Source organism: Pseudomonas sp. HY2-MNA-CIBAN-0224, assembly GCF_040310285.1.
In the GTDB taxonomy this organism is placed as follows: Bacteria; Pseudomonadota; Gammaproteobacteria; order Pseudomonadales; family Pseudomonadaceae; genus Aquipseudomonas; species Aquipseudomonas helleri.
Window position 1 is genome coordinate 60,183 of record NZ_JBEOPQ010000014.1, and the last position, 14,815, is coordinate 74,997.

Below are 14,815 nucleotides of genomic sequence, written 5' to 3' on the forward strand. Positions count from 1 at the left end.
CAAATCAGGTCAAACCGACAAAATAGACGTTTGACTGCAATTTTCCTTACATCAGAGACTTGCGGGCGAAATCCTTCAAACGCAAGCCCAACAGCAACAACATACCGAAATAAGCCAGAATGCCCGCCGCCACCAAGCCGCCAAGACGCATAAAACGCTCGAGCATATGGCCTTGATCCCAGGCGGGCATAACGTGCATCAAGCCCATCAGCACCGCCGACATCACGGCAACCGCCAACACCAGTTTGAACAGGTACAGCGACCAGCCCGGCTGGGCGATAAACAGTTTTTGCTTGCGCAACTGCCAGAACAGCAGCCCGGCGTTGATGCACGCGCCCACGCTAATGGCCAAGGCAAGCCCGGCGTGCTGCAGCGGCACGATAAATACAAGGTTGAGCAATTGCGTGACCACCAGGGTGAACACGGCAATTTTTACCGGAGTGCGGATGTTTTGTTGAGCATAGAAGCCGGGCGCCAGCACCTTGATCAGGATCAGCCCGAGCAAACCGACCGAGTACGCCATCAAGGCGCGCTGGGTCATCGCCGCATCCAGGGCACTGAACTCACCGTATTGAAACAGCGAGACGGTCAGCGGTTCCGCCAGGATCGCCAAGGCCAGCGCACACGGCAACACCAGCAAAAAGCACAGACGCAGCCCCCAGTCGAGAATTCGCGAGTATTCCTGACGGTCTTTATTAGCGTAGGTCTTGGACAGCGTTGGCAGCAGGATTGTGCCCAATGCCACCCCGAGTACACCGGACGGCAATTCCATCAAGCGGTCTGCGTAGTACATCCAGGACACCGACCCGGCCACCAGAAAGGAGGCAAAAATCGTGTTGATGATCAGCGAAATCTGACTGACCGACACCCCCAGAATGGCCGGCACCATCTGTTTCATCACGCGCCATACGCCGGTATCGCGCAAATTGAGGCGCGGCAGCACCAGCATGCCGATTTTTTTCAGGTGCGGGAGCTGGAACAGCAACTGCGCAAGGCCACCGGCCAGCACCGCCCAGCCCAACGCCATTACCGGCGGGTCAAAGTACGGGGTCAGGAACAGGGCAAAGATGATCATGCTGACGTTGAGCAGCGTCGGCACAAACGCCGGCACCGAGAAGCGGTTCCAGGTATTGAGGATCGCCCCGGCCAGCGATGACAACGAGATCAGCAATATATAAGGAAAGGTCACCCGCAACATGTTGGAGGTGAGCTCAAACTTCTCGGGCGTGCTGGCAAACCCTGGCGCCGTGGCCCAAATCACCCAGGGCGCAGCCAGTATGCCCAGCAAGGTGACGATGGCGAGCACCAGCGTCAGCAGCCCGGCGACATAGGCCACAAAGGTGCGCGCGGCCTCCTCGCCCTGCTGATTTTTGTATTCGGCCAGAATCGGCACAAACGCTTGCGAAAAAGCGCCTTCGGCGAAAATCCGGCGCAGCAGATTGGGCAGTTTAAAGGCAATAAAGAACGCATCTGTGGCCATACCCGCGCCAAACATGCGCGCCACGATGGTGTCCCGGACAAAGCCCAGAACCCTTGAAATCATGGTGATGGAGCTAACAGCAGCCAACGACTTGAGCAAATTCATTGAAAGAGTTTTTGCCTTTAGAGAAAGAGCAGGCGAACAAAGCGTTCACTTATGCGATACTGCGCGCCGCAACAGCACAGAGCCAAGCTCGCGAGTTTACAGGTCAAGCGCCGGAAATAAATCTCCCGTCTCCCTCGATCAACCACTCAGCGGCTCGAATCAATCGCCCTTGACAAGAGTTGTCGTCATCGGCATGATTCGCGGCCTATTTTGTTTGTTAATTCCAAAAGTCTTTCGAGGAGCTCGACGGTGGCCAACACACCTTCCGCCAAAAAACGTGCAAAACAGGCTGAGAAGCGTCGCAGCCACAACGCCAGCCTGCGTTCCATGGTTCGTACCTACATCAAGAATGTAGTTAAAGCCATCGACGCAAAAGACGCTGTTAAAGCGCAAGCTGCTTATGTTCTGGCTGTCCCTGTTATCGACCGTATGGCCGATAAAGGCATCATCCACAAGAACAAAGCTGCTCGCCATAAGAGCCGCCTGAATGGCCACGTCAAGGCGTTGAACCTTGCGACTGCTGCTTAAGCGATAAGCTTTTAAAAAAACCGACCCTAGGGTCGGTTTTTTATTGCCTGCGATTTGGTAAAACCTTGTAGGAGCGAGCCTGCTCGCGATCTTTTGAGGTTAAAAGATCAAAAGATCGCAGCCTTCGGCAGCTCCTGCACAGTCACTTACCGCTTTTATCAGCGCTGTGGCCACGGCAAGATCGGGATCGCAGTCACTGCGTTCTGCGGGCTGCCTTCGATCAGGCGGTCGCTGTACACCAGATACACCAGCGTGTTGCGCTTCTTGTCGAGAAAGCGCACCACTTGCATGGTCTTGAAGACCAGCGAAGTGCGCTCTTTGAACACCTCTTCGCCATCCTTCAAATCGCCCTTGAAGCTGATCGGGCCGGTCTGACGACACGCCAATGACGCTTCAGCGCGATCTTCCGCCAAGCCCAGACCACCCTTCATGCCGCCAGTCTTGGCCCGCGACAGGTAGCAGGTCACGCCATCCACCTTCGGATCATCGAATGCCTCGACCACAATGCGGTCGTTCGGCCCAACAAATTTGAACACGGTCGACACCGTGCCAATTTCTTCAGCCGATGCCAACAAAGGCACCGCCAAGATCAAACCCAACAGACCGCTAAGCAAGCGCATTCAACACCTCAATTCACACCAGGATCAGGTTATCGCGGTGAACCAACTCCGGCTCAGCCATGTAACCCAACAAGCCAACAATCGCATCAGACGACTGCCCAATAATTTTTTGCGCTTCAGCCGCACTGTAGTTGGCCAGGCCACGGGCAATTTCTCGCCCATCAGGCGCCACACACACCACCATTTCGCCACGACGGAACCCGCCCTGCACGGCTTTGACGCCCACCGGCAGCAAGCTTTTATGCCCTTCGGACAATGCCGCCACAGCACCGGCATCCAGCACCAGGGTGCCGCGCGTTTGCAGATGCCCGGCCAGCCACTGCTTGCGCGCCGCCAGCATGCCACGCTCAGGCGACAACAATGTACCCAGGCGCTCGCCTGCCTTCAGACGGTCCAGCACACGCTCCAGGCGACCACCCACAATGATGGTATGCGCCCCGGAACGTGCCGCCAGGCGCGCCGCACGCAGTTTGGTCTGCATACCGCCGCGACCCAACGCACCACCGGTGCCGCCCGCCACTGCATCCAGCGCAGGATCATCGGCGCGCGCCTCATAGATAAGCTTGGCGTCCGGATTGTTACGCGGATCCGCATCGAACATACCGTCACGGTCGGTCAGGATTACCAGCAGGTCAGCCTCGACCAAGTTGGCCACCAGCGCCGCCAGCGTGTCGTTGTCGCCAAAACGGATTTCGTCAGTGACCACGGTGTCGTTTTCGTTGATCACCGGGATCACACCCAACTCAACCAAAGCGCGCAAGGTGCTGCGGGCGTTCAGGTAGCGCTTGCGATCAGACAGATCGTCATGGGTCAGCAGAATCTGCGCCGTGTGCCGCGAATGCTCGGCAAAGCTCGACTCCCACGCCTGCACCAAGCCCATCTGGCCAATCGCAGCGGCCGCCTGCAGCTCGTGCATTGCACTGGGTCGGACCGTCCAGCCCAAGCGGCTCATGCCGGCCGCCACCGCGCCCGATGACACCAGCACCAACTCTACGCCCGCCTCATGCAAGGCCACCATCTGCTCGACCCACACGCCCATCGCGGCGCGATCCAGGCCCTTGCCATCTGCTGTCAGCAATGCGCTGCCGATTTTCACGACCCAACGCTGCGCACCTGTCACCTTGCTCCGCATCATCATCCAACCTATGCCTGAGAGCAGCGCGACCGAGCGCCACCCATGGATTTATTCTTGATTACAGTTTCACAGATACCAAAACGCCGCTCAATTGAGCGGCGCTGTAGTTTACTGCAACGAATCAGTCGCGGACGTAAATGATTTCTGGACCATCTTCGTCATCAACATCTTCTTCGTCCCAGTCATCATCACCCATGTCATGGACGCTCTTCACGCCGCTGCGACGCAGGGCACGCTTGTCATCCAGGGCTTGAAGCTGCGCACGCGCTTCGTCTTCGATGCGCTGATCAAGATCAGCCAGCTCTTCCTTGTACACCGGATCATTGGCCAGACGGTCAGCACGATCTTCAAGATAGCGCATGATGTCGTGGCACAGCTTGTCGGTACCGATTTTGGCAATCGCCGAAATCACGTACACCGGGCCGGTCCACTCCAGGCGATCAACCACTTCTTTAACGCGCGCATCGTGCTCGTCTTCCGGCAGCGAGTCGCACTTGTTCAGCACCAACCAACGGTCACGCTCAGCCAGCGACGGGCTGAACTTGATCAGTTCATTAACGATCACTTCAGCGGTATCAGCCGCGCTGTCAGTGCCTTCAACCGGCGCCATGTCGACGAGGTGCAGCAACAGACGGGTACGCGCCAAGTGCTTGAGGAAGCGAATCCCCAGGCCCGCGCCATCCGAAGCACCTTCGATCAAGCCCGGAATGTCGGCAATCACAAAGCTCTTCCAGCGATCAACGCTCACTACACCCAGGTTTGGCACCAGAGTGGTGAACGGGTAATCAGCCACTTTAGGCTTGGCCGCAGACACCGAACGAATAAAGGTACTTTTGCCCGCATTCGGCAAGCCCAGCAGACCGACGTCAGCCAGTACTTTCAATTCCAGCTTGAGGTCACGCTGCTCACCCGGCTTACCCGGTGTGGTTTGGCGTGGCGCACGGTTGGTACTGGATTTGAAACGGGTGTTGCCCAGGCCGTGCCAGCCGCCGTGTACAACCAGCAAACGCTGACCCGCAACCGTCAGGTCACCAATGATTTCCTGAGTACCAGCGTCAATGACGGTAGTACCCACCGGCACACGCAGTACCAGGTCTTCGCCCTTACGGCCGGTGCAATCGGTGCTGCCACCGTTAGAGCCACGCTGCGCGTCAAAGTGACGGGTGTAGCGGTAGTCAACCAGGGTGTTCAGGTTCTCGTCAGCGACCATGTAGATCGAGCCGCCGTCACCACCATCACCACCGTTAGGACCACCGTTTTCGATGAACTTCTCACGACGGAAACTCATGCAACCGTTGCCACCGTCGCCTGCTTTTACTTTGATCGATACTTCATCTACAAACTTCATAACAAAACACGCCTCTCGTCATCAGGACGAGCCGATTAAAACCAAGACATAAGACTCTTGCAAAAATGAGCGCAGCGACCCAATCAACAGCCGTTAAATCCAGCGCCTAAGCCCATACAAACAGTTTTGCAAGAGACTCACCCCACAAACGAAAAAGCCCCGTCGCAAGACAGGGCTCTTCCAGCTACCAAGCTATTACGCTGCGACGACTTCAGTCTTCGGAACGATGCTTACGTAGCGGCGACCGAAGGCGCCTTTAACCTGGAACTTGATCACGCCTTCCACTTTCGCGAACAGGGTGTGATCTTTGCCCATACCAACGCCGTAGCCAGCGTGGAATTGGGTGCCGCGCTGACGCACGATGATGTTGCCCGGAACGATAGCCTGGCCGCCATACATCTTCACGCCAAGGCGTTTGGCTTCTGAGTCGCGACCGTTACGGGTACTACCACCAGCTTTTTTGTGTGCCATGAGTCAATTCTCCTAGTGAGGAATTAGGCTGAAATTAAGCCTGAATACCGGTGATTTTGATCTCGGTGTACCACTGGCGGTGGCCCATACGCTTCATGTGGTGCTTACGACGACGGAACTTGATGATGCGTACTTTATCGTGACGACCTTGGGAGATCACTTCAGCAACAACAGTGGCGCCAGCAACAACTGGAGCGCCGATATTTACGTCGTCGCCATTGGCGACCAACAGAACGCGATCAAAAGTGACGGATTCGCCAGTAGCGACTTCCAGTTTCTCGATCTTCAGGTATTCACCCGGTGCTACTTTGTATTGCTTGCCACCAGTAACGATTACTGCGTACGACATGGTATTTCTCCGATAATCCTGCTCACCCAGCGCTTTATAGGTAAAGGTATTGGCTGGCATGGCTGCATGGGGCTGGAACGGCCCAAGTGCAATTGCGTAAGGCAGGTGCTGCCCAGGAAGTTCAGGGTGCGCGATTGTACGCAAGCCTCGCGGGTGTTGCAAGGGGCCGTCCATCGCGCCTTGACAGGCCCAGCCCCCCGACCTAGCATGCCGCGCAACCCTTCTGGAGCACCTGTCGCTGATGCAACCCCAAGCTTTCTACCGCGCGGTGGCGGACGATTTTAGCGCCGTCGACGGCATCATCAAGAAGCAGCTGACTTCACGCGTACCGCTGGTCTCAAAAATTGGCGACTACATCACTTCGGCCGGCGGCAAACGCCTTCGTCCTTTATTAGTGTTGTTGTGCGGCAAGGCCCTGGGCCGTGAAGGCGATGACCTGCGCTTGCTGGCTGCCACCATTGAGTTCCTGCACACCGCGACCCTGCTGCATGACGACGTAGTCGACATGTCCGGCATGCGCCGTGGCCGCAAGACCGCCAACGCCACCTGGGGCAACGCCCCGAGCGTGCTGGTGGGCGACTTCCTGTACTCGCGCTCCTTCGAAATGATGGTCGAGCTGGGCTCGATGCCGGTGATGAAGATTCTTTCACAAGCCACCCGCATCATTGCCGAAGGCGAAGTGTTGCAGTTGTCCAAGGTCCGCGACGCCAGCACCACCGAAGAAACCTACATGGAAGTCATCCGTGGCAAGACCGCCATGCTCTTTGAAGCATCGACCCACAGCGCCGCCGCGCTGGCCGGTGCAACCCCTGAGCAACGCGAAGCCTTGCGCACGTTTGGCGACCACCTGGGCGTGGCTTTCCAACTGGTTGACGACCTGCTCGACTACCGTGGTGACGCCGAAACCCTGGGCAAAAACGTCGGTGACGATCTGGCAGAAGGCAAACCAACCTTGCCGCTGATCTACACCATGCGTGAAGGCACGCCCGAGCAGGCTGCTCTGGTGCGTACGGCCATTCAAAAAGGCGGCATTGAAGACCTCGAAAGCATTCGTGCTGCAGTGGAAGCCTCTGGCTCGCTGGAATACACCGCACAATTGGCCCGCGACTTCGTTGCCCGCGCCATTGCCTGCCTTGAAGCCCTGCCGCCAAGCGAATACCGCGATGCGCTGGTTGAGCTGAGTGAGTTTGCGGTAGCCCGAACACACTGATCCTTGTAGCCGCTGCCGCAGGCTGCGATAAGGGACGCAGGACCTTCAAAAATTGAGGGTCGCTGCGCAACCCATCGCAGCCTGACGGCAGCGGCTACAGTGTTCGCCGTTCTTGCCCCACCCCTTCGGCACAAAAACCCTATATAATGCGCGCCTTTTAGCCATCCTGACTTTTAAGGAGCTTTAGTGAGCACGTTGCCACCCTGCCCAAAATGCAATTCCGAATACACCTACGAAGACGGCGCACAGCTGATCTGCCCGGAATGCGCCCATGAGTGGTCCGCCAACGGCGACGCTGACGAAGCCAGCGATGTAAAAGTCTACAAAGACTCCGCAGGCACAGTGCTGAACGACGGCGACACCATCACCGTGATCAAGGACCTGAAGATCAAGGGCACGTCCCTGGTGGTCAAAGTGGGCACCAAGGTTAAAAACATCCGCCTGTGCGATGGCGATCACGACATCGACTGCAAAATCGACGGCATCGGCCCGATGAAGCTCAAGTCCGAGTTCGTGCGCAAAGTCTGATCCTGTGGCTGACCTTCCTGCGTCCGCGCAGGAAGGGGTCATTCCCCGCAACACTTTCCCCGCCCCGCCCAAAAGCCAGCCGACGTTGACCCACAGCAGTTTTTACGTAGAAAAAAAAGAAATCCGCCAATAGGCACTTGCTATTAACTGAATAAGAATTATTCTCATTGTCATTCATCTAGGAGATGACAACGATGACTTATTTAATTGATGCATGGCTGGACCGTCCACACCCTTACCTGCGAATCCTGCACCGGGAAACCGGCGAAGTCTGCGCGGTACTGGAAGAAGAAGCGCTGAACGAACTGCAAGACCAGGGAGACCTGGACCTCAACGGCCTCAACTCAAGCGAGCCGCTGGTGCTCAAAGAGCTGGTGCGTAACCTGTTCCTGTTTTGCTATGCCCGGGCATTGCGCCCCATCGGCACCGCAGAACCTCACGAACACCACGCCAAAATAGAACTATGACCGCACAATGCTAAACGGCCCTGTAGGAGCGAGCTTGTCTCGCGAGCTTTTAAAAGATCAAAAGATCGCGAGGCAAGCTCGCTCCTACAGCTAGCTAGAGCGCTGTGTGCTTACAGAACGTCCAGCAGCTCAACGTCGAATACCAGCACGCTGTGCGGAGCAATGCTGCCAACGCCTTGCGCGCCGTAAGCCAGTTCGCTCGGCACGTAGATGCGCCATTTGCTGCCGGCGTTCATCAGTTGCAGGGCTTCGGTCCAGCCAGCGATCACGCCGCCAACCGGGAATTCAGCAGGCTGGCCGCGCTCGTAGGAGCTGTCGAACACAGTGCCGTCGATCAGGGTACCGTGGTAGTGAACACGTACAGTGTCTTCGCGGGTTGGCTTGGCGCCTTCACCAGCGGTCACAACTTCAAATTGCAGACCGGAAGCCAGCGTGGTGATGCCATCTTTCTTGGCGTTTTCTGCCAGGAAAGCCTTGCCTTCGCCTGCTGCTGCTTCTGCCTTGGCAGCCGCTTCAGCTTGCATGATCTCGCGGATCACTTTGAAGCTGGCCGACATTTCTTCCTGGCCTACACGGCTTTCTTTGCCCGCGAAAGCGTCGGTCAGGCCCGCCAGGATGGCGTCCAGGCTAACACCCGGTGGCGGGTTGTCGCGCAGTTGGTCACCCAGCTGACGGCCAATGCCGTAGCTAACGCGCGTTTCGTCGGTCGACAGATTTACTTCGGACATAACACTGCTCCGCTATAGAGCGACTCAAAAAAGCCGTTTTTCAACCGCTTTCTCCCAGCCGCCCAAAACCAAAAAAGGGCGAGCAGACTACCACAGCCCCCAAAGCCTTCGCAGCCCGGGTTCGTGTGCTGCCCGTCACGACAACCACATCAGTGCTTGGTCAGCTTGTCGAGGTAGCCCATGGCGAACGCCGACACCACAAACGTCATGTGGATAATCACGTACCACATCAGGTATTGGGTTTCGATGTTGCGCGCATCCATGAACACCCGCAGCAGGTGGATCGAGGAAATGGCCACAATCGACGCTGCGACTTTCATCTTCAGCGAGGTAGAGTCCATGGTGCCTAGCCAGCTAAGCTTCTCTTTGTTGGTGTCGATGTCCAGTTGCGAGACAAAGTTCTCGTAGCCCGAGATCATCACCATCACCAACAGGCCGCCTACCAGCGCCATGTCGATCAGCGACAGAATGACCAGGATCAAGTCCGATTCAGTTAGCGCGAACACGTTTGGGATAACGTGAAACACTTCCTGGAAGAATTTCAACGCCAACGCCAGTAAACCCAGGGATAACCCGAAGTAAATCGGCGCCAAAATCCAGCGTGAGGCGTACATTGCATTTTCGATAAAGCGTTCCATTGAATCTCGCAGGCTGTAAAAAAAATGGGCGCGAGTATATCAGCCACAAATGGGCAGAGATAAAGCAGCAGACACAGTCAGTAAAAACATTTTCTGCTAGTGTCGACCTCATCAGCATCGTTTACGGACAGGAAAACTGAACAATGTATCTGCGATTCCCCTTGGTCTGTCTCGGGCTTTCCACCGCTTTGCTCATGACGGGCGGCTGTTCGCCTGGCGACAAACACCCACAGGCCAGCCTGGAAGAAAGAACCGCAGCGTTCGAAAAGAGCCTCGATGCCATCAAGGACCCGCAGCTTAAAGACGCCGTGGCCGACCTCGGCGGCTCATTGCTGCTGCTGGAACGCGCCCGCATCAAGCTGGACGGCAAACCGGTCGACACCGAATACGGCACTGATGAACTCGCGCAACTCAAGCATTACCCCAACAGCCAGGCCCTGAGCGACACCTACATCAACGGCCTGTTTGTGGTGCGCAAAAACTCCAGTTCCGATTACCTGACCGATCTGGAGCCGATCTTCCCGTTCAGCCAGAACAACGAATCCGATTTTCCGTTCCCGCATGCGCTGGAATGGCAGTCCGTGACGCTGAGCAACAAGCAAGTGGTGCCGTTCCAGGCGGAATGGTCAGAGACCGATTCCGGGATCCAGCTCAGCCCCTCCAGCGCCAACCTGAGCAACCCTGACGACCTCACCATCACCTACCCCTACATCGACGGCGTCGAAACCTCGAATATCCAGCAGCCTCAGCCCGTCACGCTGCACGGCGAAGCCGAAGTCATCGCCCCCGGTAAAGTGGTCAACCTCACCCTCACCAGCAAAGACGTGGGTAAAACCCGCACCGAGGGCAACATCAGCGTCACCCTGCTGGCGTTGGGTAAAAACTTTGCGGAAGTCGACATCAACAACAGCGCCCCGCTGGCCGAAGCCGTACGCGATACCGAACTCAACCCGCTGATCATCCAGGCCCGCGACGCGACCGGGCAGTACCTGGCCCGTGCAGGCTCCATCGACGAAAACGCCGAGCAACTGGCGTTCTACCAACAGCAACTGGCCGAAATGCTCAAGCAAACGGCCTGGAGCGATGAGTTCAGCAAAAAGCTCGACGACGAACAAAAAACCTTTGATAGCCAACACCCGCATCACTACAGCAAGGTGTATTTCAACGGTCCGATTGAAAACGTCGACATCAGCGTGCTCGACTTCTCGACCGCCAATGTCACCCGCAAAACCCTCGACCTGCCCGTGGTGCGGCTCGACAAAAACGTTGTAGGCAAAGACATCCAGGCGCTGCCGCTGTCGGTGGTGGTGTATGACGACCAAGCCGTCAACTACCTCAAAGACGCCACCCTGGACCCTGAGCACCTGAAAAAAAGCGTGGTCATCAGTCAGTCGGTCGATGACGCCAGCGCCGCCACCCTGGAGTTCAGCCACCCGCCGACCTTCAATGACGAACTGCTGGGCGAACTGCCTGACTCGGCCGACACCCCGGTAACCTTCTTTGCTGAAGACCAGAACGGTAAACGCGGTGAACCGCTGGAACTGCCGGCCGAAGCCTTCGACGCCGACCCGAAAACCGGCGTCATCACCTACGACCTCAACCTGTTCCCGGAAACCCCGGCCTACGCCATCGGCTCAATGCCGCTGTATGTGGCCGATATTGCCAAGCACACCCTGGACGTCGCCCACCTACCCAAAGGGCTGGAGCTAAAAGGCAACGCGCTGGTGGTCGATCAGGCGCTGTTCCCGTCCGATGCCTGGCGCTTTTACGCCAAGGACGATACCGGCAACTACCTCAAGGAAGTCCTGGCTGTGAGCCACAGCGAAGAACCCAATGGCCCGGCCATCTTCGACGTGCACTACTTCTACGGCCACCCGACCCAGATCGAGAGCTACGCACGCACCGCTCTGGAGCCTGTGGAGTACGGCTTTGAGGCCAAGCTGGAGAAAGTCCCCGAGGTCACGCCACCGCGCTGACAGACGCCTCAGCGCGAAGCCGGGCGGCGCTCACCATTGATCTGACGCAACTGGGCCTGCACATGCAGGCACCAGATTTGCGGCGTATCGGCTAACCGATAGCCGTGCAGGGTCAGGCTTTCAACAATGGATTGCAGAATGGTTTCGGCCACAAACGGGCCGCGAAACGGGCCTTGGGATTTGATCGTGGTTGGCTGCTCGCCCGACAAACCTGCCGCGAACAGAAGTGCCCACAGGCCAGTATTGCCTGCCAAAGGGCGAATACTGCACTCAATGCGAGTTTCCAGCCCCAGACATTGGCGGGTAAGGCAAAGGTTGCGCGACATGGCGGCGCCCCTCGTAGAGCCTGCTTCAGACGACACTTACCTGAGCATAGAAGCAAAACCCCGCCCGCAGAGGGCGCCAAGACCAACGGCTTAACACCTGCCCGCAACGGCTCTTGTAGCCGCTGACGAGGAACGAAGGCTGCGATGCGGGCCGCAGGACAGCCGTCTGACGGTCGTTTGGCACATCTCGCAGCCTCATGCTTCGGCAGCGACTACAGACGCCATGGGGTCAAGCCGGTTTTTTCGCCGCCAGGGCTTCGGCCAGCAGTTCTTTCTCGGCGTCTTTGAGGTCGTCGTCGTTGATCATTTCGGCAATCACCCGCAAACGCTCAACCACCCGGGCGTTGACGCTGCCTTCGGGGAACTGGCCCTCTTCATCCGGCTCACCGGCAGGCTCGCCCACCAGCAGGCTCAAGGCTTCGTCTGCCTGACGCACGGCGTACACGTGGAACTTGCCTTCACGCACGGCCTTAAGCACTTTCTCATCAAGCATCAGGGTGGCGACGTTGGCTTGCGGAATGATCGCCCCCTGCTCCCCGGTCAGGCCGCGGGCTTCGCAGAGCCGGAAGAAACCTTCGATCTTCTCGTTCACCCCGCCAACCGCCTGCACTTCACCAAACTGATTGATCGAGCCGGTGATCGCAAAGCACTGCTTGAGCGGCGTTTTGGAGAGTGCCGAAATCAACGTGCAGGCTTCACCCAAAGAAGCACTGTCGCCATCGACGTAGCCGTACGACTGTTCCAGGGCAATGCTCGCCGAAATCGCCAGCGGGAACTCCTGGGCATAGCGGCTGCCCAGGTAGCCGGTCAAAATCATCACTCCTTTGGAGTGAATCGGCTGCCCGAGGTTAACCTCGCGCTCAATGTCGACAATGCCGCTGCCCCCCGGATACACCGTGGCCGAAATCCGCGCCGGTACACCGAATGCCGAGTCACCGACTTCCAGCACGGTCAGCCCGTTGCACTTGCCCACCGCCGCACCGTCGGTGTCGATCAGAATGATCCCCGCCAGCATGTCGTCCAGAATACGCGCCGACACGCGCCCGGTCCGGGTCGCCTTAGCCTTGAGGGCACGTTCAATGTGGCCCGCATCGGTCATTTCATCGTTGGCCAGATGGCGGATAAAGTCCGCTTCGCTAACCAGTTGGAACAGGTCGCCAATGCGCGCCGACAAACGCCCCTGATGCTCGGCCAGACGCGCGCTGTAGGTCGCCAGACGCGCCACCGCGCCTGCCGTCAGCGGCGCCATGCCTTCTTCTGATGTGCGCGTGGTCAGCAACTGGGCGAACTGCTCCAGGCTTTCATCGACCATCGGGATGTCTTCGTCGAAGTCCACCAACACCCGAAACATCTCCTGGAAGTCCGGGTCCAGGTCTTGCAGCGTGTAGTACAGCTGGCGGGCACCAATGATGATGACCTTGACCTGCAGCGGGATCACCTGCGGGCTCAAGGTCACGGTGGCCATGCGCCCCAGTTCGCCCAGCGGCGATTCCATTTTCAATTTGCGCGACTGCAACGCACGCTTCAGCGCATCCCAGACAAACGGCTCGCTGAGCATTTTTTCAGCTTCAAGGATCAAAAAGCCGCCGTTGGCACGGTGCAAGGCACCCGGGCGCAATTGCCGGTAGGTGGTGTACAGCGCGCCTTGGTCGGTGCTGTATTCGATGCGGCCAAAGAGGTTGTCGTAGGTCGGGTGCGGCTCGAACACCACCGGCGCGCCGCCGCTCATCGGCTGGCCCACCACCAGGCTCGGCAGGTACTGCTCTTCGAGCAGCTTGCGCGCCTGAGCGTCAGTTTTACTGTCGTCGACCAGTTGCTCCACCACGGTTTTAAGCAGGTACACCTGCATGGCCTGCAAGTAGCCGCACACCGCGCCATTTTCGGCGTACTTCTGCGATAACGGCGACAACAGGGGCTGCAAGGCCAGGGTGATGGTTTCTTCGTTCAGTTGGCGCAGCTGGTTGTTGGACTCACGTTTCCACTGCGGCAGGCTCGCCAGTTCTTCGTTGAGGCGCTCTTCAAGCCCGGCAATGTCCTCGTGAAAACGCTCACGTTCTTCTTCCGGTAGCTGCGAAAACTCGGCCTCGTCCAGCGCCTTGCCGTCACTCATCGGGGTGAAGGCCACGTTGCTGCTGTCGCGGTACAGGGCCACGCCCTTTTCCAGCGCCAGACGCTCGATCACATCCAGCGCACGGTCGTAGCGCTGGTTGAAACCCCGGTCGATGGCGCTTTTGCGCTGCTGGTAAGTCGGGTGCTCAAACACCGCCGGAAACGTCGCCAGCAGGTTGTCGATCAGGCCGTTGATGTCTGCGATAAAGGCACCCGCCGTGCTTGCAGGCAACTCCAGCGCGCGCGGCTCACGGGGCTCATCAAAGTTATTGACGTACACCCAGTCGCTGGGCGACTTGAGGCGTTTGCCTTCTGCCTTGAGGTAGCGCTTCACAAACGAGAAGCGCCCCGTACCCGGCTCGCCCATCACAAATACGTTGTAACCCGGACGCGGCATGGCCACGCCAAACTGCAAGGCTTCGACCGCGCGCTCCTGGCCGAGAATGCCGCGAAAGGGTTCTAAATCATTGGTGGTCGAGAAGCTGAACTGTTCAGCGGAAAAAGGACGGGTTAGCGCGTCAGGCGCTAGACGCAGGCTGGCAGCAACAGAATCAGGCATCGGGCTTCCTTACATCAGGCAGGGCAGATGGCAGCATTCTGGCGCTGGCTGTACGCCACTGGCAAGGCGCGTTACACCTGAATTATCGGGGCCCAATGTTTGCGGGCGAAAAAACCTCCCGCCCAACGATTGTTTTACAAAAAACCACGGAACCTGCTGATCGTGCCTAGACTCCTAAGTGTTGCGAGGCTGGATTGATAACCGGCCCGTTCTGGCTAATGACGGCCAGATACCCTTG

Annotated in this window: 15 protein-coding genes; 5 read left to right on the top strand and 10 right to left on the bottom strand. The window is 57.9% G+C overall.

All coding sequences use genetic code 11. From position 1 onward, the window contains the following. Positions 1 to 46 precede the first annotated feature (46 nt). Complete coding sequence (gene murJ, locus AAEZ03_RS09590; RefSeq protein ID WP_048367385.1) at positions 47 to 1,585, bottom strand: murein biosynthesis integral membrane protein MurJ; 1,539 nt, start codon at positions 1,583 to 1,585, stop codon at positions 47 to 49. A gap of 249 nt (positions 1,586 to 1,834) precedes the next feature. Between murJ and rpsT the strand changes: the two genes are divergently transcribed. Continuing rightward, positions 1,835 to 2,113 (top strand): 30S ribosomal protein S20, encoded by a 279-nt coding sequence (rpsT, locus tag AAEZ03_RS09595; RefSeq protein ID WP_048367387.1) that lies wholly within the window; start codon positions 1,835 to 1,837, stop codon positions 2,111 to 2,113. A 158-nt stretch (positions 2,114 to 2,271) separates the two neighbouring features. Here rpsT and AAEZ03_RS09600 read toward each other — a convergent pair whose 3' ends face one another. From AAEZ03_RS09600 to rplU, 5 genes are all read right to left on the bottom strand, one after another. Beyond that, positions 2,272 to 2,733 carry a CreA family protein gene (locus AAEZ03_RS09600; protein WP_048367388.1) on the bottom strand — a complete coding sequence of 154 codons (462 nt, stop codon included), beginning with the start codon at positions 2,731 to 2,733 and terminating at the stop codon, positions 2,272 to 2,274. A 13-nt stretch (positions 2,734 to 2,746) separates the two neighbouring features. Continuing rightward, positions 2,747 to 3,865: a glutamate 5-kinase gene (gene proB / locus AAEZ03_RS09605; protein WP_123751467.1), complete on the bottom strand. Its 1,119-nt coding sequence runs from the start codon at positions 3,863 to 3,865 to the stop codon at positions 2,747 to 2,749. A 124-nt stretch (positions 3,866 to 3,989) separates the two neighbouring features. Next, entirely contained in the window at positions 3,990 to 5,216 is a 1,227-nt protein-coding gene (gene cgtA / locus AAEZ03_RS09610) for an Obg family GTPase CgtA (RefSeq protein ID WP_048367390.1), read from the bottom strand. Positions 5,217 to 5,411: 195 nt separating this feature from the next. Beyond that, positions 5,412 to 5,687, bottom strand: a complete 276-nt coding sequence (rpmA, locus tag AAEZ03_RS09615; RefSeq protein WP_047273595.1) for a 50S ribosomal protein L27 — start codon at positions 5,685 to 5,687, stop codon at positions 5,412 to 5,414. Positions 5,688 to 5,721: 34 nt separating this feature from the next. After that, complete coding sequence (rplU, locus tag AAEZ03_RS09620; RefSeq protein ID WP_007950961.1) at positions 5,722 to 6,036, bottom strand: 50S ribosomal protein L21; 315 nt, start codon at positions 6,034 to 6,036, stop codon at positions 5,722 to 5,724. A gap of 241 nt (positions 6,037 to 6,277) precedes the next feature. Between rplU and AAEZ03_RS09625 the strand changes: the two genes are divergently transcribed. From AAEZ03_RS09625 to AAEZ03_RS09635, 3 genes are all read left to right on the top strand, one after another. Beyond that, positions 6,278 to 7,246 (top strand): polyprenyl synthetase family protein, encoded by a 969-nt coding sequence (locus AAEZ03_RS09625; protein ID WP_048388088.1) that lies wholly within the window; start codon positions 6,278 to 6,280, stop codon positions 7,244 to 7,246. 186 nt (positions 7,247 to 7,432) lie between these two features. Beyond that, positions 7,433 to 7,774 (top strand): zinc ribbon domain-containing protein YjdM, encoded by a 342-nt coding sequence (locus AAEZ03_RS09630; RefSeq protein ID WP_048367396.1) that lies wholly within the window; start codon positions 7,433 to 7,435, stop codon positions 7,772 to 7,774. 194 nt (positions 7,775 to 7,968) lie between these two features. Continuing rightward, complete coding sequence (locus AAEZ03_RS09635) at positions 7,969 to 8,241, top strand: PA4570 family protein (RefSeq protein ID WP_350578060.1); 273 nt, start codon at positions 7,969 to 7,971, stop codon at positions 8,239 to 8,241. 110 nt (positions 8,242 to 8,351) lie between these two features. Here the strand turns inward: AAEZ03_RS09635 and bamJ are convergent, their stop codons facing one another. Together bamJ and AAEZ03_RS09645 are read right to left on the bottom strand one after the other, a co-directional pair. Next, a complete protein-coding gene (gene bamJ, locus AAEZ03_RS09640) occupies positions 8,352 to 8,969 on the bottom strand; it encodes a BamJ family beta-barrel-assembly machinery protein (protein WP_048367400.1) in 618 nt (205 codons plus the stop codon). Between the two features lie 149 nt (positions 8,970 to 9,118). Beyond that, positions 9,119 to 9,607, bottom strand: coding sequence for a TIGR00645 family protein (locus AAEZ03_RS09645; RefSeq protein ID WP_048367403.1), 489 nt, complete (start codon positions 9,605 to 9,607; stop codon positions 9,119 to 9,121). Positions 9,608 to 9,750: 143 nt separating this feature from the next. Between AAEZ03_RS09645 and AAEZ03_RS09650 the strand changes: the two genes are divergently transcribed. Next, complete coding sequence (locus tag AAEZ03_RS09650; protein ID WP_350578063.1) at positions 9,751 to 11,583, top strand: hypothetical protein; 1,833 nt, start codon at positions 9,751 to 9,753, stop codon at positions 11,581 to 11,583. Positions 11,584 to 11,591: 8 nt separating this feature from the next. Here the strand turns inward: AAEZ03_RS09650 and AAEZ03_RS09655 are convergent, their stop codons facing one another. Then, positions 11,592 to 11,909, bottom strand: a complete 318-nt coding sequence (locus AAEZ03_RS09655) for a PA4575 family protein (RefSeq protein WP_048367407.1) — start codon at positions 11,907 to 11,909, stop codon at positions 11,592 to 11,594. A 229-nt stretch (positions 11,910 to 12,138) separates the two neighbouring features. Then, the gene (locus AAEZ03_RS09660) at positions 12,139 to 14,577 is read right to left on the bottom strand and encodes a Lon protease family protein (RefSeq protein ID WP_350578066.1); all 2,439 of its coding nucleotides are present in this window, start codon (positions 14,575 to 14,577) and stop codon (positions 12,139 to 12,141) included. Positions 14,578 to 14,815 lie beyond the last annotated feature (238 nt).